This is a genomic window from Polaromonas sp. CF318, assembly GCF_000282655.1.
Classification (GTDB): domain Bacteria; phylum Pseudomonadota; class Gammaproteobacteria; order Burkholderiales; family Burkholderiaceae_C; genus Polaromonas.
On record NZ_AKIV01000103.1, the window covers coordinates 1 to 18,401 of the forward strand.

At 66.1% G+C, this 18,401-nt stretch carries 21 protein-coding genes; 16 read left to right on the forward strand and 5 right to left on the reverse strand.

Features of this window, described 5'->3' with window-relative positions; genetic code table 11:
• Positions 1-479: 479 nt before the first annotated feature.
• From PMI15_RS18770 to thiL, 3 genes are read left to right on the forward strand one after another with little or no spacing between them, the layout of a single operon-like run.
• Positions 480-1,748 carry a cation:proton antiporter gene (locus PMI15_RS18770; RefSeq protein WP_007872800.1) on the forward strand — a complete coding sequence of 423 codons (1,269 nt, stop codon included), beginning with the start codon at positions 480-482 and terminating at the stop codon, positions 1,746-1,748.
• A complete protein-coding gene (locus PMI15_RS18775; protein ID WP_007872803.1) occupies positions 1,738-2,877 on the forward strand; it encodes a YbdK family carboxylate-amine ligase in 1,140 nt (379 codons plus the stop codon). The genes PMI15_RS18770 and PMI15_RS18775 overlap by 11 nt, the downstream gene beginning before the upstream one ends.
• A gap of 34 nt (positions 2,878-2,911) precedes the next feature.
• The gene (gene thiL / locus PMI15_RS18780) at positions 2,912-3,898 is read left to right on the forward strand and encodes a thiamine-phosphate kinase (protein ID WP_036839970.1); all 987 of its coding nucleotides are present in this window, start codon (positions 2,912-2,914) and stop codon (positions 3,896-3,898) included.
• Here thiL and PMI15_RS24885 read toward each other — a convergent pair.
• Complete coding sequence (locus PMI15_RS24885; RefSeq protein WP_007872812.1) at positions 3,886-4,062, reverse strand: hypothetical protein; 177 nt, start codon at positions 4,060-4,062, stop codon at positions 3,886-3,888. The genes thiL and PMI15_RS24885 overlap by 13 nt on opposite strands.
• 113 nt (positions 4,063-4,175) lie before the next feature.
• Between PMI15_RS24885 and PMI15_RS18785 the strand changes: the two genes are divergently transcribed.
• Positions 4,176-5,120 carry a LysR family transcriptional regulator gene (locus PMI15_RS18785; protein ID WP_007872814.1) on the forward strand — a complete coding sequence of 315 codons (945 nt, stop codon included), beginning with the start codon at positions 4,176-4,178 and terminating at the stop codon, positions 5,118-5,120.
• A 19-nt stretch (positions 5,121-5,139) separates the two neighbouring features.
• On the opposite strand, the gene PMI15_RS18790 is transcribed toward PMI15_RS18785, so the two are convergent.
• Positions 5,140-6,543 (reverse strand): esterase-like activity of phytase family protein, encoded by a 1,404-nt coding sequence (locus tag PMI15_RS18790; RefSeq protein WP_007872816.1) that lies wholly within the window; start codon positions 6,541-6,543, stop codon positions 5,140-5,142.
• A gap of 107 nt (positions 6,544-6,650) precedes the next feature.
• Between PMI15_RS18790 and PMI15_RS18795 the strand changes: the two genes are divergently transcribed.
• The 6 genes from PMI15_RS18795 (at position 6,651) to PMI15_RS18820 (ending at position 10,359) form a co-directional block, all read left to right on the forward strand.
• Positions 6,651-7,172, forward strand: a complete 522-nt coding sequence (locus PMI15_RS18795; protein ID WP_007872818.1) for a phosphatidylglycerophosphatase A — start codon at positions 6,651-6,653, stop codon at positions 7,170-7,172.
• On the forward strand, positions 7,169-7,684 hold the full coding sequence (locus PMI15_RS18800; protein WP_007872820.1) for a CinA family protein: 516 nt from the start codon (positions 7,169-7,171) through the stop codon (positions 7,682-7,684). Before PMI15_RS18795 ends, PMI15_RS18800 begins: the two co-directional genes overlap by 4 nt.
• 82 nt (positions 7,685-7,766) lie before the next feature.
• Complete coding sequence (locus tag PMI15_RS18805) at positions 7,767-8,255, forward strand: nuclear transport factor 2 family protein (protein ID WP_007872822.1); 489 nt, start codon at positions 7,767-7,769, stop codon at positions 8,253-8,255.
• A 35-nt stretch (positions 8,256-8,290) separates the two neighbouring features.
• Positions 8,291-9,223, forward strand: coding sequence for an alpha/beta fold hydrolase (locus tag PMI15_RS18810; RefSeq protein ID WP_007872825.1), 933 nt, complete (start codon positions 8,291-8,293; stop codon positions 9,221-9,223).
• A gap of 21 nt (positions 9,224-9,244) precedes the next feature.
• Positions 9,245-9,718, forward strand: a complete 474-nt coding sequence (locus PMI15_RS18815; RefSeq protein ID WP_007872828.1) for an OsmC family protein — start codon at positions 9,245-9,247, stop codon at positions 9,716-9,718.
• Positions 9,715-10,359 (forward strand): DUF2238 domain-containing protein, encoded by a 645-nt coding sequence (locus PMI15_RS18820; RefSeq protein WP_007872831.1) that lies wholly within the window; start codon positions 9,715-9,717, stop codon positions 10,357-10,359. Before PMI15_RS18815 ends, PMI15_RS18820 begins: the two co-directional genes overlap by 4 nt.
• On the opposite strand, the gene corA is transcribed toward PMI15_RS18820, so the two are convergent.
• Positions 10,334-11,320, reverse strand: coding sequence for a magnesium/cobalt transporter CorA (corA, locus tag PMI15_RS18825; protein WP_007872834.1), 987 nt, complete (start codon positions 11,318-11,320; stop codon positions 10,334-10,336). The genes PMI15_RS18820 and corA overlap by 26 nt on opposite strands.
• A gap of 579 nt (positions 11,321-11,899) precedes the next feature.
• The gene (locus PMI15_RS18830) at positions 11,900-13,117 is read right to left on the reverse strand and encodes a patatin-like phospholipase family protein (RefSeq protein WP_007872837.1); all 1,218 of its coding nucleotides are present in this window, start codon (positions 13,115-13,117) and stop codon (positions 11,900-11,902) included.
• A 467-nt stretch (positions 13,118-13,584) separates the two neighbouring features.
• On the opposite strand from PMI15_RS18830, the gene hpf reads away from it, so the two are divergent.
• The 3 genes from hpf (at position 13,585) to hprK (ending at position 15,591) form a co-directional block, all read left to right on the forward strand.
• Positions 13,585-13,914, forward strand: a complete 330-nt coding sequence (hpf, locus tag PMI15_RS18835; protein WP_007872838.1) for a ribosome hibernation-promoting factor, HPF/YfiA family — start codon at positions 13,585-13,587, stop codon at positions 13,912-13,914.
• 216 nt (positions 13,915-14,130) lie between these two features.
• Entirely contained in the window at positions 14,131-14,604 is a 474-nt protein-coding gene (locus PMI15_RS18840; RefSeq protein WP_007872841.1) for a PTS sugar transporter subunit IIA, read from the forward strand.
• A 36-nt stretch (positions 14,605-14,640) separates the two neighbouring features.
• Positions 14,641-15,591: an HPr(Ser) kinase/phosphatase gene (hprK, locus tag PMI15_RS18845; protein ID WP_007872844.1), complete on the forward strand. Its 951-nt coding sequence runs from the start codon at positions 14,641-14,643 to the stop codon at positions 15,589-15,591.
• 140 nt (positions 15,592-15,731) lie between these two features.
• On the opposite strand, the gene fur is transcribed toward hprK, so the two are convergent.
• A complete protein-coding gene (gene fur, locus PMI15_RS18850) occupies positions 15,732-16,187 on the reverse strand; it encodes a ferric iron uptake transcriptional regulator (protein WP_007872847.1) in 456 nt (151 codons plus the stop codon).
• A 125-nt stretch (positions 16,188-16,312) separates the two neighbouring features.
• Here fur and PMI15_RS18855 point away from each other — a divergent pair, with 125 nt between their 5' ends.
• Genes PMI15_RS18855 through PMI15_RS18865 form a run of 3 tightly spaced genes read left to right on the forward strand, consistent with a single transcriptional unit; the run spans position 16,313 to position 18,399 of the window.
• Positions 16,313-16,888 carry an outer membrane protein assembly factor BamE gene (locus tag PMI15_RS18855; RefSeq protein WP_007872850.1) on the forward strand — a complete coding sequence of 192 codons (576 nt, stop codon included), beginning with the start codon at positions 16,313-16,315 and terminating at the stop codon, positions 16,886-16,888.
• Positions 16,885-17,718 (forward strand): 4-hydroxy-tetrahydrodipicolinate reductase, encoded by an 834-nt coding sequence (gene dapB, locus PMI15_RS18860; RefSeq protein WP_081499641.1) that lies wholly within the window; start codon positions 16,885-16,887, stop codon positions 17,716-17,718. The genes PMI15_RS18855 and dapB overlap by 4 nt, the downstream gene beginning before the upstream one ends.
• Positions 17,719-17,757: 39 nt before the next feature.
• Complete coding sequence (locus PMI15_RS18865; RefSeq protein ID WP_007872856.1) at positions 17,758-18,399, forward strand: MotA/TolQ/ExbB proton channel family protein; 642 nt, start codon at positions 17,758-17,760, stop codon at positions 18,397-18,399.
• Positions 18,400-18,401: the final 2 nt, after the last annotated feature.

The following is an 18,401-nucleotide window of genomic DNA, read 5'->3' on the forward strand; positions in this document are numbered from 1 at the left end:
CAGGCTCACTGCGTGTAGCCTGTTCTCCCCTCGAGGGGACGGCGTCTGGGGCCGGCGAAGCCGGACCCTCGGCGCCCACTGGTGAAATACCTCCATCACCGATAGCACCCACAGAATTCTTCAAACCAGCATGAGCCGCGGAGCCGGCTTTGCCGGGCCGCAGGCGGGCGGCCCCGAGGGGCTGGAGCCCGCGGCTCCAAAGCTGCTTGAGCAGCTTTGGACGGGCGACAGAGGCGAAGCGTCTCGCGAGCCGCGGCCTGCAAGGCCTCGCGCATTACACGCAGTGAAAAGCGTGGGGGCTATGTTTCCGACCTTGTCCTACATGTCGCCATGCGAGGCGCCTGTAAATTAATGCAACAAGTTTTCTTTCGCGCAACCCACCGGGCCTCAGGCCGTAAAGGCCGGCCGACCAACGTGCAACATGCCGCTTCCAGTGGCCTGTCCGCAGAAGTTCCCATCAGAGTGGAGACCCCTCCCCCATGAATGACATCCTGGCCATCTGGGCCGAATGGATCAAACCTTCGGCAGGCTTGCCGACCGTGCAGTGGTCCATCCTTCTCGCGGTGGCCGCCGCCGCGGGCCACTTGCTCAACCGTTATACCGGCCTGCCCAAGGTGGTCGGCTATTCGCTGGTCGGCGCCGTTGCCGGCCTGGCCGGCTTCACCGGCGCGGTCTGGCCGCTGCAGGGCACGGGGCTGTTCCTGCTGGAACTGGGCGTGGCGGTGGTGCTGTTCGAGGCCGGCGGGCGCATTCCGCTGCGATGGTTTCGCCACAACCCCATGGTGCTGGTGCAAAGCCTGGCCGAATCGGCGCTGACCTTTATCCTGGTGTACTGGGCCCTGGGCGCGATGAGCGTGCGCGTCGCCGTGGCCGAACCGCTGGCCCTGCTGGCCATGGCCGCTTCGCCGGCCGTGCTGTCGCGCGTGGCCATAGACACGCGGGCGGCCGGCCCGGTCACCGAACGCGCGCTGGTGCTGTCCACGCTGGGCACGCTCTATGCCCTCACGCTGTGCAGCGCCCGCGCCGGCATGATGCACCGCCCCGAATCGGGCGTGGCCAGCGTGCTCAGCACGCTCTACCCGGTGCTGGTGGTGCTGGGCCTGTCGGTGGTGGTGGGCGCAGTGCTGGCCCTCACGCTGCGCACCGCGCTGCGCGTGATGAGCCCCACCAGCGAAAACACCGCCATCCTGCTGCTGGCCCTGATCGCCGCCGGCGCCGCGCTGGCGGCCCACTTCGGCGGTTCGGCGCCGCTGGCCGCGCTGCTGGGCGGCATGCTGCTCAAGCAGCTCAACCCGCGCCCCTGGTCATGGCCGCGGCAGATGGGCACGGCCTCCGCCATGCTGACCATGCTGATGTTCGTGCTGGTCTCGGTGGTGGCGGCGCAGGCCGACTGGAGCGGCCCGGTGGCAGGCCTGGTCATCACCATGGTCCTGGCGCGCATGGCGGCCAAGATCATCGGTGTCGCCATCGGCAACGCGGGCAGCGGCGCCAGCTGGAAACAAGCCCTTTGGGTGGGCTGCGCGATGTCGCCGATGTCCTCGGTCGCGCTGCTGCTGGTGTCGCAGTTCGCCACAGCTTCGGGCGCCTTGGGCCGACAGATCGCCAGCGTGGCGCTGCCCGCCATTCTGCTGATGGAGGTGCTGGGCGCGGTGCTGGCCACCGTGGCCATTTACCGCGCCGGCGAAAGTTCCAAACCCTGGGCACCGCTTACGCGCGGCCCCACATCCGGACCCGTCCATGAGCCTTGAACCTTTTCACAAATCGGCCGCGCTGTCGCTGGGCGTGGAGCTTGAGCTGCAGTTGGTGAACACACACGACTACGACCTCGCGCCCTATGCCGAGGACATGCTGCGACTGATGTCCAAAATCCCGCTGCCCGGCGCCGTGGTGCCCGAGATGACTTCCAGCATGATTGAAGTTTCGACCGGGATCTGCCACAACGCCTCGGAGGTGCTGGGCCAGCTTTCGCAGATCCGCGACGCGCTGGTCAAGAGCGCGGACAAGCTCAACATCGCCGTGGTCGGCGGCGGCACCCACCCCTTCCAGCAGTGGCATGAGCGCCGCATTTACGACAAGCCGCGCTTTCGCGAGCTGTCCGAACTCTACGGCTACCTTTCCAAGCAGTTCACCATCTTCGGCCAGCACGTGCATGTGGGCTGCCCCGACGCCGACAGCGCGCTGCTCACGCTGCACCGCATGTCGCGCTACATCCCCCATTTCATCGCGCTCTCGGCCTCTTCCCCTTATGTGCAGGGCCAGGACACGGCCTTCGACTCGGCGCGGCTCAACTCGGTGTTCGCCTTCCCGCTCTCGGGCCGTGCCCCCTTCGCGCTGACCTGGGACGATTTCACCGTGTACTTCGACAAGATGACACGTACCGGCGTGGTCAAGAGCATGAAAGACTTTTACTGGGACATCCGGCCCAAGCCGGAGTTCGGCACCATCGAGATCCGCGTGTTCGACACGCCGCTCACGGTGGAGCGCGCCACCGCGCTGGCGGGCTTTGTCCAGTCGCTGGCCTCCTGGTTCATGCACGAGCAGCCCTTTGTGCCCACCGAGGACGACTACCTGGTCTACACCTACAACCGCTTCCAGGCCTGCCGCTTCGGCCTGGACGCGGTCTACGTGGACCCCGCCACCGGCGGCCACATGCCGCTGCGCGAGCACATCCTGCAGACCATGGCACAGATAGAGCGCCACGCCACCGCCATGGGCGCGGGCGCCTCGCTGCACCTGCTGCGCAGCAGCGTGGAGCGCGGCGACAACGATGCCCGCTGGCTGCGCGAAAGGCAGGGCGAAGAGCACCTGCTGGCCGAAGTCATACGCCAGGCTTCGGAACGTTTTCGCGGCGGTCTCTCGCACCAGCAGGATTCCTGAAACCCCGGCCGGCGCAGCCTGTATGCTCTGCGCCATGGGTGAATTTGACCTGATTGCGCGCTATTTCACGCGCCCCGCCGCACGCGCGGCGCTGGGCGTCGGCGACGACTGCGCGCTGCTGCAGCCCGCGCCCGGCACGCAGCTGGCGATTTCCAGCGACATGCTGGTCGAGGGCCGGCACTTCTTCGCGGACGTGGACCCTTTCGCGCTGGGCCACAAGGCGCTGGCCGTCAACCTGAGCGACCTGGCCGCCTGTGGCGCCAAACCCCTGGCCTTCACGCTGGCCCTGGCCTTGCCGCGGGTCGACGAAGCCTGGTTGGCGGCATTTTCAAAAGGCCTGCTGGCACTGGCCGATGCGCACGGCTGCGAACTGGTGGGCGGCGACACCACGCAGGGGCCGCTCAATATCTGCATCACCGTGTTCGGCGAAGTGCCCGTGCTGAACGGCAAAAGCCAGGCGCTGCTGCGCTCGGGCGCAAAAGCCGGCGACGATGTGTACGTCAGCGGCACGCTGGGCGATGCCCGGCTCGCGCTGGAAGCGCTGCGCGGCACCGTACCCCTGCCGCCCGGCTTGCTGGCCCAGGCCAGGCGCCGGCTGGAGCAACCCACACCCCGTGTGGCTTTGGGCCAGGCGCTGCGCGGCATTGCCTCGGCGGCCATCGATGTGAGCGACGGCCTCATAGGCGACCTGCAGCACATCCTGCGCGCCTCGGGTGCGGGGGCCACACTGGAGACCGCGCTCGCCGCCCATCTGGTAGCCGCTTGCGCCCACCCCGATTGGCCCGGGACCGGCATTGGCGCTGAAAAGCAACTGGAGTTCGCGCTGGCCGGCGGCGACGATTACGAGCTCGCCTTCACCGCGCCGGCGCCGGCCCGCGAAGCCGTGCAGGCGGCGGCACGGCAGGCGCAAACGCCCGTCAGCCGTATAGGCCGCATCGACGCGGGCCCCGGCCTGCGCCTGCTGGACGCAGCCGGCGCGCCGCTGCAGCGGCACTACGCTTCTTTTGATCACTTCGCCTGAGGGCGGACGGCGGCGCCTGGACGCAGCGGGTGCACCAGGCCGCGCGTGAGGCGGCCCAGCACCGACCAGAATTCGGCCGGTGCCAGGGCACGCAAACGCCGGGCCTCGGCTATCGCGGCGGCGGTCAGGCGCTTCTCTTCGGATGCGGTGTAGAGGGAGTTCATGAGAGCGTCCTTTCGGTTGGGTACGGCTCCACTGTGCGCAAAACCACCGCCGCCGGAAACCACCCGCGGCGCAAATGCGTCTTGCGCCAGGCGCAAAACAAAAAAGCCCGGCGATGGGTAATATGGCCGGCATGCGCAACCTGAACTTTGACGACATGCACCTGTTTGCGCGCGTAGCCGAGCTGGGCAGCTTCTCGGCCGTGGCGCGTGCGCGCGGCGTGCCGGTCAGCCAGGTATCCCGCGCCATCGCCCGCATCGAAAAAACCTGCAAGGCGCGGCTGGTGCAGCGCAGTACGCACGCGCTGACCCTCACGCCCGAGGGAGAGACCTTTCTCGGCTACTGCCGGCGCATGACACAAACACTGGACGACCTGGAAGGCGAGTTCGCCAGCCAGAGCGGCGAGGCCAGCGGCTGGGTGCGGGTCGCGGCCAGCACCGTGATGGCCGAATACCTGCTGGTGCCCAGCCTCGAAGGGCTGAGCCAGCGCCATCCCCACGTTCGCGTGGAGCTGAAGGTGGACGACCGCCTGGTGGACATGGTGCGCGACGGTGTCGACATCGCGATCCGCAGCGGCACGCACACCAACGAGAACACGGTGATGCGACAGATCGGCACGCATGGGCGCAGGCTATACGCCACGCCGAGCTATCTGGAGGCCCACGGCATGCCCGAGCACCCCGACGACCTGGGCCGGCACCGCCTGATCAGCAACAGCGGCGCGACAACGCTCAACCGCTGGCCTTTCATCATCGACGGCCAGCCCGTGGTGATCACGGCGGACGGCTGCTGGCGCGCCGACTCCACCGGCACGACCAGCCAGCTGGCCCTGCAGGGCCTGGGCATTGCGCGCTTTGCCATGCTGGCGGCCGAGCCCCTGGTGCGGCGCGGCCTGCTGGTGCCGGTATTGCCGGGCTTTGTCGACGAGCAGCCCGTGCCCATCCACGCCGTGACGCTGGGCGGGCGCCACCGGCTGCCGAAAATCCGTGCCTGCATCGACTATTGGGCCGAATGGTTCAGCCACGAAAGAGACCTGGTAGGCGGCCCGGCCGCCGGCTGACCGAAGGGCTCGTCTGGCCTTATTTGGCTTCGATCAGCGCGCGAATATCCAGCAGGGTCAGCTCGTTGGCATCGGGCTTACCGATCTCACGGCCCGATGAATACGGAAAATTGTTGTCGTTGACCAGCACGATGTGGGTCGCGTCGACAATCGCCAGCCCCTCGGGGCCCAGGTGCGGCAGCGAAAACACCGCTTCATTCGGCCCCAGCTTCGCGAGGTGCTGCGGGTTGGCGATGCGGGTCAGGTCGATATGGGCCACCTTGCGCACAAAACCCTCCGCATCGGCAGCCGCCAGGTCTATCTTGTAGACACGCTTGAAACGCGCGGGCCGCGTGAAGCAATCGGTGCGCGCTTCGCCCGGGCAGGCCGGCGCCTGGCCTTCGGTGCTGTCGTCGCGCTCTATCACCAGGCCGGTCGTGGCGTCCAGCAGCTGGAAATCGGCGGCCACATTGCCCACTTCCTCGAGCAGGTACTTCCACTGCCTGCCGGTGTAGCCGCCCGAAGCCGCGTCCACTTCGTTGATGCGCACATAGGTCTTGTCGCCGGATTTCTCCACGCTTTTGGCCGCGGTATCGAACAGCGGGCCTTCAAACATGGGATAGAGCTTGCTGCCGTCGGGTGACCTGGCCATGCCCTCAAAGCCGTTGGAGCGCCGCACCTCGAACAAGGCCTCGCCGGGCAGGTTGGGCAGGCGGCCCTGCATGTAATGGTCGGGCGAGGCCAGCAGCTTGCCCTTGATGACGGTTTCGATCACACCCAGGACCCGGCCCTGGAAGTCGGTGCGCAGCAGGTAGGGGCCGTATTCGTCGCCTATCCACCATTCATTGCCGACCACCTGCAGCGACTCCGGGTCGAAGTCGATGCCCGTGAGGTAGCGCCTGGAGGTGTTTTCGTTCTGGATGTGAAAAGGAATGCGCTTGTGGGGGTCGCTCAGGAAAGTCGTGCCGCGACGCAGGACACGGCCTTTTCCCCAGTCGACGGACAGCCGGTGCACCATCAGCAGCGCGTCCTGCGAATTGACCTTGTTGCCGAAGCCGTTGTCGGTCAGCGCCAGGAACTCGCCCTTGCCCAGGGAGACGATGCCCGAAAAGCCTTGCACCGACTGCCCCTTCATGGGCAGCGCGCCGCCGGAGGCGCGCGGGTATTTGGGGTCGCCGACAAAGGTGTTGGCACTTTCGCTGCCGAGCTGCTCGTTGCGCTGGCGTTTGGCATTGGCAAACTTTCCCGCCGTGGCAAAGAAAGCCCCCGCATCGCGCGGCGCCGCCACCGAAGCATCTGCCCCCAGGACCGCATGGCCCGCCAGCACGGCCTCCACAGCCGGCGCCGTCTGGGCGCGGCCGCTGCCGGCCGCCAGGCACAGCGCGCAGGCGGCGGCCAGGGTCAAGGCGTTCATCTTGTTCAAAACCTGCTTGTGCTTGCTCATCCCGAATTCCCTCTTGTCTGCTGAATCGCTGGACTGTGCCGGCCGCGTGTGAAACCGCTGTGACAAAATCAACCACTGCCCCGGGCATTCGCCGCCCACCCCCACACATGACCGACACCACCACGCCGCCGCCCGCCTTCCGGCCCACCGCGAAATTTCTGCTGGCGCACCCCGCGCACTTCATTGCCCTGGGCTTTGGCGCCGGCCTGAGCCCGGTCGCACCCGGCACGGCCGGCACGCTCTGGGCCTGGCTGGCCTTTCTGGTGCTGCAGCAGTGGCTCACGCCGGCCGAGATGGGCTGGCTGATCGCCGCCTCCACGCTGGCCGGCTGGTGGGCCTGCACCGTGACGGCCAAGGCCATGAACGTACTCGACCCGGGCAGCATCGTCTGGGACGAAGTCGTGGCCTTCTGGCTGGTGCTGTGGCTGGTGATGCCCGCGGACTTCGGGGCCCAGCTGGCCGCGTTTGGGCTGTTCCGCTTTTTTGACGCCGTCAAACCCGGCCCCGTGGCCTGGGCCGACCAGGCCTTCAAGGGCTTTAACTGGCGCGGCGGCTTCGGCATCCTGTTTGACGATTTCGTGGCGGCCTTTTGCGCGCTGCTGGTGATCGCACTCTGGAGGTTCTGGTGAACGGCGTAGCCGAGCTGGCCGGACAGCTCGCCGGCGTGCTGCAGGCCCAGGGCCGGATGCTGGCCACCGCCGAAAGCTGCACCGGCGGCATGATTTCCGCGGCCTGCACCGACCTGGCCGGCTCCAGCAACTGGTTTGAGCGCGGCTTTGTCACCTATTCCAATGAAGCGAAGACGGAATTGCTGGGCGTCCCGGCCCCGCTGATCGCCCGTCACGGCGCTGTCAGCGAGGAAGTGGCCCGTGCCATGGCCTCCGGTGCGCTGGCGCACTCTCGCGCGCAGGTGTCCGTGGCGGTCACGGGAGTGGCCGGCCCGACGGGTGGTAGCGCCGCCAAACCCGTGGGTACGGTATGGTTTGGCTTCGCGCTGCCGGAGCGGCTGGTGTCGGAAGTCCGGCGCTTTGACGGCGACCGGGCCGCGGTGCGCAGCGCCACGGTGGCGCATGCGCTGCGGCGGCTGCTGCAATTGCTGCAGGAGCCGGAAGATCCGGAAGTGCCGGAAGAGGCCGGCTGACGCCTGAGTGACGCCCGCCCTGCGCCGGTCGCTATAGAGTTCGCGGACCCGATCATCACCGACATCCCGCCCAGGAGACAGCATGCATCCCAACCAGATCACCCTCGAAAACTTCTACGCTTCCTTTGCCCGCCTCGACTCCGACGCCATGGCCGCCTGCTACGCGCCCGACGCCCAGTTCGACGACGAGGCCTTCTCGCTGCGCGGCCACAAAGAGGTCACCGGCATGTGGCACATGCTTTGCGACGTGACCAAGGCCAAGGGCACCGATGTGTGGAAGTTGACGTACAGCGGCATTGAAGCCGACGCGCGCACCGGCAAATCGCACTGGGAGGCGGATTACCGTTTCAGCGCCACCGGGCGCATGGTGCACAACGTGATCGACGGCCAGTTCGAGTTCAATGAACAGGGACTCATCAGCCGCCACCGCGACCGCTTTGATTTCTGGGCCTGGTCGCGCCAGGCGCTGGGCGCCCCCGGCCTGCTGCTGGGCTGGACGCCTTTTCTGCGTAACAAAGTGCGGGCCCAGGCGGCCGCGAATCTGCAAAAATACCTGGCGTCACGGCACTAAGCCAACGCAAGACTTGAACCCGACGGGAGTAGCCCATGCCCTGGTTTGACGGTTTTGAATTGCGCAGTTTCGAGGTCAACGGCGCCTCCATCAACGCGCGCGTCTCGAAAACCACGCTGGGCGAACCGATGCGTCCAGCCCTGTTGCTGTTGCACGGCTTTCCGCAGTCGCATGTGATGTGGCACCGCGTGGCCCAGCGCCTGGCCGGCGACTATTTCCTGGTGATGCCCGACCTGCGCGGCTACGGCGACTCCTCCAAGACGGCGGGCCTGCCCGACCACAGCAATTACAGCAAGCGCAACATGGCGCACGACATGATCGGCGTCATGGATGCGCTGGGCGTGAACCGCTTCTTCCTGTGCGGCCACGACCGCGGCGGGCGAGTCGCGCACAGGCTGGCGCTGGACCACGCCGCGCGCGTGTCCAAGCTCTGCGTCATCGACATCGCGCCCACGCTCGACATGTACGAGGGCCGCAGCATGTCCGAGCCCTACATGGTTTTTGCCCGCGCCTATTACCACTGGTTCCACATGCTGCAGCCCGCCCCGCTGCCCGAGATCATGATGGGCGCCAACCACCCTGAAACCGCCAAGGCCTACCTGCACGCCAAGCTGGGCGGCTGGGGCAGCGCCGGGCTGAACTACATCGAGCCGCGTGCGCTGGCCGACTACGAGCGCAGCTTTTGCAACGCCGAGGCGCTGCACGCCGCCTGCGAGGACTACCGCGCAAGCGCCGGCATAGACCTGGAGCACGACCGCGACGGTCGCGCGCAGGGCCTGAAGCTGGCCTGCGAGCTGCTGGTGCTGTGGGGCGAGCGCGGTGTGGTGCATCGCCTGTTCGACCCGATGGCGCTGTGGCGGGCGCAATGCGGCGGCGACGTCAGCGGCCAGGCCATGCCGGCCGGACATTTCATTCCCGAAGAGCAGCCCGAAGCCACCGCGCGGGCACTGCGCAACTTCTTCCACTGATCCACTCCGGGGCCTCGAAACATGTCGCACTACACCGCCCAAACCTTGTGGGAGCGCAAGGACGCCAACTTCCTGGACAACCGCTACAGCCGCCGCCACCTGCTGCGCTTTGACGGCGGCCTGGAGGTGCCGGGTTCGTCCTCGCCCAGCGTCGTGCCGCTGCCCATGTCCGACGCGTCGGCGCTGGACCCGGAGGAGGCTTTTGTGTCCGCGCTGTCGAGCTGTCACATGCTGTGGTTCCTGACCATGGCCGTCAAACGCAAGTTCCGCGTGGACCGCTACTTCGATGCGGCGACCGGCGTCATGGAAAAGAACGCGCAAGGCAAGGTCGCCATGACCGTGGTCACGCTGCATCCCGAGGTGACGTTTTCCGGCGAGCACCAACCCAGCCGCGAGGATCTGGCCAGGATGCACCACGACGCGCACGAAGCCTGCTTTATCGCCAACTCGGTCAAGACCGAGGTGCGCTGCGAACCGGTGTACGTCGGCGCATGACGCAGCGGCGCCCGCTGCTGATCGCCCTCGGCCTGCTGGTCGTGGGCGCGCTGCTGTGGTCGGGCCTGGCACCCTACGACCGCGGTACCTGGGTGCTGGAAGTCGCGCCGGCCGTGATCGCCGCCCCAGTGCTGCTCGCGACCGGGCGGCGCTATCCGCTGACCACGCTGCTTTATGTGCTGATCGCGCTGCACATGCTGGTGCTCATCCTGGGCGGCGCCTACACCTATGCGCGCGTGCCGCTGGGCTTCTGGATGCAGGAGGCGCTTCACCTGGGTCGCAACCCTTACGACAGGATCGGCCACCTCATGCAGGGCCTGGTGCCCGCGATGGTCGCGCGCGAACTGTTGCTGCAGCGTGCTTACCTCACCAGCCGGCGCATGACCGCTTTCCTGTCGGTGTGCGTCGCGATGGCGATCAGCGCCGTCTATGAGCTGCTGGAATGGTGGGCAGCGCTGGCGTTGGGCCAGGGCGCGGACCAGTTCCTGGGCACGCAAGGCGACCCGTGGGACACGCAGTCCGACATGTTCATGGCGCTGATAGGCGCGACTCTGGCGATGGTCTTGCTGGCCCGCTGGCACGACCGGCAAATGCGGGTGCTTGCCGGCGCATGGCCTACTTCAGCCAGCCGCGTTTCCTGAAGTACCACATGGGCACGACGGCGCTGGCCACCATCAGCAGGATCGCGTAGGGATAGCCCAGCGACCAGTCGAGCTCGGGCATGAGCTTGAAGTTCATGCCGTAGACGCTGGCGATCAGCGTGGGCGGCAGCAACGCGACGCTGGCCACCGAGAAGATCTTGATGATCTTGTTCTGGTTGATGTTGATGAAACCGACCGTGGCGTCCATCAGGAAGTTGATCTTGTCGAACAGGAAGGCGGTGTGCGAGTCCAGCGAGTCGATGTCGCGCAGGATCTGCCGCGCCTCCTCGAACTGCTCGGCGTTGAGCATCTTGCTGCGCATCATGAAGCTGACGGCGCGGCGCGTGTCCATCATGTTGCGGCGTATGCGGCCGTTCAAGTCTTCGTGGCGGGCGATGCTGCCCAGCACTTCGCCGGCCAACGCGTCGGTCACGTCGCCCGACAGCACCTGGGTGCTGACTTTTTCGAGTTCGACGTAAATGCCTTCCAGCGTGTCGGCCGAGTATTCGGCGTCGGCGTCGAACAGCTTGAGCAGCACTTCCTTGGCATCCTCGATCAGGCCGGGCGCGCGGCGCGCGCGCATGCGCAGCAGCCGGAACACCGGCACGTCCTCGTCGTGGATGGAGAACAGCACGCCCTTGCTCTTGAGGTCGTCGTTGACCAGGTTCAGGATGAAAGCCACGCGCACGGTGCGCGGCTCGGCATCGTCGGCGATCAGGAAGTCCGAGCGTATGTGCAGCTCGCCGTTGTCTTCCTCGTAAAAGCGCGCCGACTCCTCGATGTCCTCGTCCATCGCGTCCTCCGGGATGGACAGGCCGTAGTACTGCTTGATCCAGCGTTTTTCTTCAAGGGTAGGGGATTCCAGGTCCACCCAGATGGGCTGGAACCTGGAGAGTTCTTCCAGGGATTCGATTTCTTCCTGGAAAAGCCGGCCGTTGGCGAGCGTGAAAATATTGAGCATGACTGACTGCCTATCGGTTCAGGGGGCTGCACACAAGGCCTGCGCTCAGGCCTTGCGCAAAGCGCGGTAAAGGGGCGGTGGGATGGTGCATCGCTTTCAACCCCCCTTTTTGAGCGTGAGCCTTTGCAAGCCTGCGTCAGTCTGCGGTGTTGAAAGCTAGCGACTAGGGCTGCTTTCCAAGGATTTCTCCGTAATTGAACTGCGGCGATTATGGCATTTCGAGCCCGGCTTAGCCATCGTGCGACAGAACCTATTTGCGATCTAAACGGGGCCGCGTCGGGGTGCAATCGGGATGAGTGGGCCGACCGGGAACGCCGCATGGGCTCATGCCTATGCAAGGGCTCGGGTGGCTCAATCGCCCGACCGCCCAGCCGGCCGGCTGGGCGTCGTGCGGCTGCCCCAAGGGGCATGCAAACGCGACCGCGTTTGCGTCACCCCGACCCGAAGGGCAAGCGCCTTCTCGGGCGATCTGCGGCGTTGCGGCGCAAGCCCATAGGTGAACTATGGGCGTCGCACCGCGCCTTGCATCCCATCCCGAGAAGGTGCTTGCGCGGCCTCGTTTAGATCGCAAATAGGTTCTTACATAAAAAAGGCGATCAGCTCGTCCTTGCGCGCATAGGCATCGCGCTCGCCCAGCGCCATCAGCGCCTTCACAAAGCCGGGCTCGAACAGCAGGTAGCTGGCCAGCGCGGCGCCGCCGGGGCTGCCCTTGGCGCCGAGCGCGCCGAGGCCCGCCAGGGCGTTGTAGGTCGCAGCGGGCAGTTCGGACGCATGGGCCTGGGCCAGCGCGTCCAGCGATTGCGAAGGCGCGATCGCGAGGATGTCCACCGGCCGGTAGGGCATGATGGCCGCGATCTCGCGCGGCATCTGGCGCACGGTCTTGCTGACACGCTGCGCCTGCTCCACGTCGGCCTGCAGCGTGTCCTGGAAAACGCTGGCCATGGCATGGCCGGCGATCGCGCCCAGCGAAGGCCGGCCGGTGACGCTGGCGCCGTTGCCGCCGCCCACAAAGCCGGCGCGTTCGGGCTGGCCCACGCCTATCACCAGCACCTTGCCGGCGCCCAGGTGCAGCGCGGGCGACAGCGGCGAGCTCTGGCGCATGGAGCCGTCGCCGAAGAACTCGGGATGGCCGTCCACCCACAGCGGCGTGGCCGGAAACAGGAAGGGGATGGCGCTGGAGGCCATCAGGTGCTCGATGGTGATGGGCTGGAATTCGGCGCGGCGCCCCGGGCGGCTCCACAAGTCGGACTGCCGGCCCGCCGCCATCTGGCAGAAGGTCCAGTGCACGCCGCTGCTGTAGCTCGAAGCCGTGACGGCCACGGCGCGCAGCGTCCTGTCCTGCAGGGCCTGCTCGATGCGGCCCAGCGAGATGGCGCGGTGCAGCGTGTCCACCAGCGGCGTGTTGTCCAGCAGCGCCTGCTGCGCACGCACCTGCTGCGACAGAAACAGCGCCGCGGCGATGCGGCTCGAGCGTATCCAGGCCGGCACCTTGAGTTTGTAGACATGCGAGGACCGCAGCGTGGTCCAGAAGGCCGCCAACTGGGCAAAGGCCTGCAGGCCCTCGCCGGCGCGGCTCGCCAGGAAAGCGGCATTGAGCGCGCCGGCCGAGGTGCCCACCAGGATGTTGAACGGAAAACGCTCGCCGGCCGCGCCACCCTGCAGGCTCAGCATGGTCGACAGCGCATGCAGCACGCCGGCCTGGTAGGCAGTACGCGCCCCGCCGCCCATGAGCACCAGCGCATTGCGGTCCTCGTCCGGCCGGGTCAAGGCGGAGGAAATGATGGTCTCAAGCGACATGGCCGGGCCGGGTCGAAGGCGGACAGGGGAAGAGCAGGCGGTGCATGGTCGTGAAGAGGCCTGTTGTTATGGTTTTCCTGCAGCCCGGCACACATCGGCCCGGTCCTTGACGGGCCCTTGTTTCGGCCCTGGAGCAGCCAGCGTGAACCTTGTCCGCATGATGCCGTCCGCGCGGATTTCCTGCAAGCCTGGCACCCGTGCGCACATGGCGCCGGCCGCAAAAACCCTGCGAAATCAAGCGCTTGCCGCACCCGCGGGGACAGCACCCCGGCCAGCCTCGCGGACGCAGCGCCATACCGGTCAAGAGGATTTTCAGAAGGTTTCATTATTTATTGCAAGCCCGGTTGCAATTGATGGCCTTCGGGCGCATAGTAAATCCAAGAGCGTTGTCCCCGTCTGCCGCCCTCCCCTCACGGGCCGGGTGGTGTTTTCAAACCCAGCTCCAACATTGGAAAAGGAGTCTCTTTATGAACTTGACGATCAGCGGTCACCATCTTGAAGTCACCCCCGCGCTGCGCGGCTATGTGACCAGCAAGCTGGATCGGATTACCCGGCATTTCGACCAGGTAGTGGACGTAAAAGTCCTGTTGACAGTGGACAACATGAAAGAAAAGGAAAGACGCCAGCGGGCCGAGTGCAATGTGCATGTCAAGGGCCGCGACCTGTTCGCCGAGAGTTCCCACGCTGATCTTTACGCCGCCGTAGACGAGTTGACCGACAAGCTGGACCGCCAGGTCGGACGCTACAAAACCCGAACCCAGGACCACCACCACGTTGCCGCCAAGCGCCAGGCCTGAAGGGCCTTCCCGTTTTTTGCCTGAGCCGGCGTGCCGCCCTGCCAAGGGGCGCGCTGTTCCCAACGCGGCCCGATGGGAGACTCCGCCTTGGCGACCGGCACCGGTTTTGCGCAAGTTGCATGAAAAAAGCCGCTTGAGGGCTCAAGCGGCTTTTTTATGCCTCTTTTCCCAGCAAACCCGCTGCAAAGTGCATAATTCGGCGACTAAAAGATTGTTATGAACCGTCTTTCGCAAATTTTGCCCCCCTCCCAAGTGCTGGTCAGCGTCGAAGCGACCAGCAAAAAGCGTGCTTTCGAAGAAGCCGGACTGCTGTTCGAGAACCAGCACGGCCTGAACCGCGCGCTGATCACCGACAGCCTGTTCGCCCGTGAACGCCTGGGCTCGACCGGCCTGGGCCATGGGGTGGCGATTCCGCACGGCCGCATCAAGGGGCTCAAGGCTCCCATGGCGGCGGTGTTCCTGTTGCAGTCGCCGATCGGCTTTGACGCGCCGGACGAACAGGCCGTGGCCCTGCTGATCTTCCTGCTGGTGCCTGAAGCGGCCACGCAAAAACACCTCGAGATCCTCTCGGAAATCGCCGAATTGCTCAGCGACAGCACCTTGCGCGAGCAGCTCAAGACCAGCACCGATGCCGCTGGACTGCACCACCTGATCGCTTCCTGGCACTCCGTCCACGAAGTCAGCTCCTAGCCCGCACCGGGCTCTTTTCCCGCATCACAGGCCGGCATGAAGCCCACCGTTGTCAGCGCCGACGTTTTATTTGAAGACCACCGCGCCTCCCTGAAATGGGAATGGGTCGCCGGCCTGGGCGCCTCCGAGCGGCGCTTCGACGAAGTGGCCGTGCGGGCCGCCCGCTCCGGCGCCGACCTGGTCGGCTACCTCAACTACATCCATCCCTACCGCGTGCAGATTCTGGGCGAGCGCGAGGTCGCCTACCTGACCAACGCCAGCCCCGAAGACTGCGCCCGCCGCATATCCCGCATCATCACGCTGGAGCCGCCGGTGCTGGTCGTGGCCGACGGCCAGGTGGCGCCCGACACGCTGCTGTCCATGTGCGAGCGCGCGCAGTTGCCGATGTTTTCCACGCCGGAGTCGGCCGCCTTCGTGATCGATGTGCTCAGGGCCTACCTGTCCAAGCATTTCGCCGATCGCACCTCCATGCACGGCGTGTTCATGGACATCCTGGGCATGGGCGTAATGATCACCGGCGAGTCGGGCCTGGGCAAAAGCGAACTGGGCCTGGAGCTGATTTCGCGCGGCCACGGCCTGGTGGCCGACGACGCGGTGGACCTGTACCGCATCAACCAGACCACGATCGAGGGGCGTTGCCCCGAGCTGCTGCAAAACCTGCTCGAAGTGCGCGGCATAGGCCTGCTCGACATCAAGGCGATTTTTGGCGAGACGGCGGTGCGCCGCAAGATGCGCCTCAAGCTGATCGTGCACCTGGTGCGCCGCGAGACGCTGGAGCGCGACTACGAACGCATTCCCTATGAACCGCTGACGCAGGACGTGCTGGGCATACCCGTGCGCAAGGTCATCATCCAGGTGGAGGCCGGCCGCAACATCGCCGTGCTGGTCGAGGCCGCGGTGCGCAACGCGATATTGCAGCTGCGCGGCATCAATACTTACCAGGAATTCGTCGAGCGGCACCGCCGCGCCATGGAACAAGACGACTAGAAGGTGCGAATAAACCTACTGCGCGGCCCGATCTCGCGCCTGCGGTCCTCGCCGTACGGGTGTACGACTCCGGTCCTCGACACGACCTCGGGGCGCTCGCTACGGTTTCTTCCCACCTTCTAGGCCCCGCTGTCCGAACCTTACGCGTGATGGTGCCTGACCGGCGTACCGGTGCTGCGGTTGGGGCATTTGTCCTTGGTGCAGTTGGCGTAGATGGACAGGGAGTGGTCGGCGATGGCGAAGCCCTTGGTTTTGGCGACCAGTTGCTGGCGTTTTTCGATCTCGGCGTCGTAGAACTCTTCGACCTTGCCACAGTCCAGGCACACCAGGTGGTCGTGGTGCTGGCCTTCGTTGATCTCGTAAACCGCCTTGCCGGACTCGAAATTGCTGCGGTTGAGCAGGCCGGCCTGCTCGAACTGGGTCAACACCCGGTAGACGGTGGCCAGGCCGATGTCCGAGCGTTCTTCGAGCAGCACCCGGAACACGTCTTCGGCCGTCATGTGGCGCTGTTTGCCTGCCTGAAAAATTTCCAGGATCTTCAGGCGCGGCAGCGTGGCCTTCAAACCCGTGTTTTTCAGCTCGTCAATGTTGCTCATGGGGAAACTCTCTGGGTAAAACCGGTGTAAAGCGGCAATGCGGCCCGTCCGGGCGGATGCCGGCCGGGAGCCCCCAGCCGCTACAATGAACAATCATATCGCTACACCCCCTTACTATGTCAGCCATGCCTGCAAATCATCGTTACAGCGCCCGAACCGCTTTCCTGCTCCTGGCTTGCACGGTGCTGGCGTCCTGCAGCAGCCTGAGCGGCATGAGCGCCAGCTCCGCGAACCCGATCAACTGGGTCACGCCCTACAAGGTCGACGTGATCCAGGGTAACTTCGTGTCCAAGGAACAGGTCGAGCAGCTGAAAACCGGCATGACGCGCGACCAGGTCAAGGCCACGCTGGGCACCCCGCTGATGGCCAGCCTGTTCCACGCCGACCGCTGGGACTACGTCTTCACCCTGAAGCGGCAAGGCGTGGAACCCCAGTCCTACAAATACACCGTGTTCTTCAAGAACGACCAGCTGGAACGCTTTGAAGGCGACGCCATGCCGAGCGAAACCGAATTCATCGCCAAGCTGGGCAACCGGCGCAAACTGGGCGAGGTGCCCGTGCTCGAAGCCACCGAAGAGCAGTTGAACAAGGCTGCCGGAAAATCCAAGCCGGCCGCGGCCAGCACCGCCGCAACGTCCGCGAGCGTGCCCGCCGGCGCGCCGGCCGCCAGCTATCCTCCCCTCGAAAGCCCGAAACAGTGAGCGGGGCGGCTGCCAACCAGGCCCGCCGTCACCGGGTCGCGGTAGCGGGTGCCAGCGGCCGCATGGGCCAGATGCTGATCGAGGCGATCAATGCCAGCACCGACTGCCAGCTGACCGGCGCGCTTGACCTGGCCTCCAGCCCGGCCATAGGCGCCGACGCCGCCGCGTTCACCGGCCGCGCCAGCGGTGTGGCCATCAGCGCCGATATCCGCCAGGGGCTGAAAGACTCCCGCGTGCTGATCGACTTCACCCGCCCCGAAGGCACACTGGCCCACCTGGCGGCCTGCCGCGAGATGGGCGTCAAGCTGGTCATAGGCACCACTGGCTTCTCCGATGCGCAGAAAGCCGAGATCGCCGCCGCCGCCAAGGATATCGCCATCGTCATGGCGCCCAACATGAGCGTGGGTGTCAACGTCACGCTCAAGCTGCTCGAGATGGCGGCCCAGGCCCTGTCCACCGGCTACGACATCGAGATCGTCGAAGCCCATCACCGCCACAAGGTCGACGCGCCTTCCGGCACCGCGCTGAAGATGGGTGAGGTCATCGCCGGCGCGCTGGGCCGCGACTTGAAGGACTGCGGCGTCTATGCCCGCGAAGGCGTAACGGGCGAGCGCGACCCGCTGTCCATAGGCTTTTCCGCCGTGCGCGGCGGCGACGTGGTGGGCGACCACACCGTGATGTTCCTGGGCACCGGCGAACGCATCGAAATCAGCCACAAGTCATCCAGCCGCAGCAACTATGCCCAGGGCAGCCTGCGTGCCACCCGTTTCCTGGACGGGCACGCCACCGGCCTTTTCGACATGTTCGACGTGCTGGGCCTGAAAAAATAAGCGCGGTACGGGCCGCGGCAACTCAAAGGTGTGACCCACATGGATTTCCTCAGCCTCATGACCCAAGGCGGCATCGTCAGCCAGCTGGTAGCCATCCTGCTGCTGGCCATGTCGGTGGCGAGCTGGGTCGTGATCCTCTGGAAAACCTGGCTGCTTCACCGCGCCGCCGGCGACGTGGCGCGCAGCACCGCAGCCTTCTGGCAATCGGCCTCGGTGGAGCAGGCCAGTGAAAAAGTCGCCGCCTTCGACCGCGAAGCGCTGGTGCTGCCGCTGATCGCCGCGACCAGGCTCCCCGCCGCCGGTACGCTGGCCACGGCGGGCGACAAGTCCCAGCAACTGACCCGCGTGCTGCGCGACGCGCTGCACGCCGTGCTGCACAAGCTGCAATTCGGTCAGGTGCTGCTGGCCACCGTGGGCTCCACCGCGCCTTTCGTGGGGCTGCTGGGCACGGTCTGGGGCATTTACCACGCACTGGTCGGCATCGCCTCGGCCGGCCAGATCACCATCGACAAGGTCTCGGGCCCCGTCGGCGAAGCCCTCATCATGACGGCGGCCGGCCTGGCCGTGGCCATCCCGGCCGTGCTGGCCTACAACATTTTCGGCCGCTCCATAGGCCGCATCGAAGCCGACCTGGAAGGCTTCGCGCGCGACCTGCGCGAGCTCCTGGCGCACAAGGCCTGACC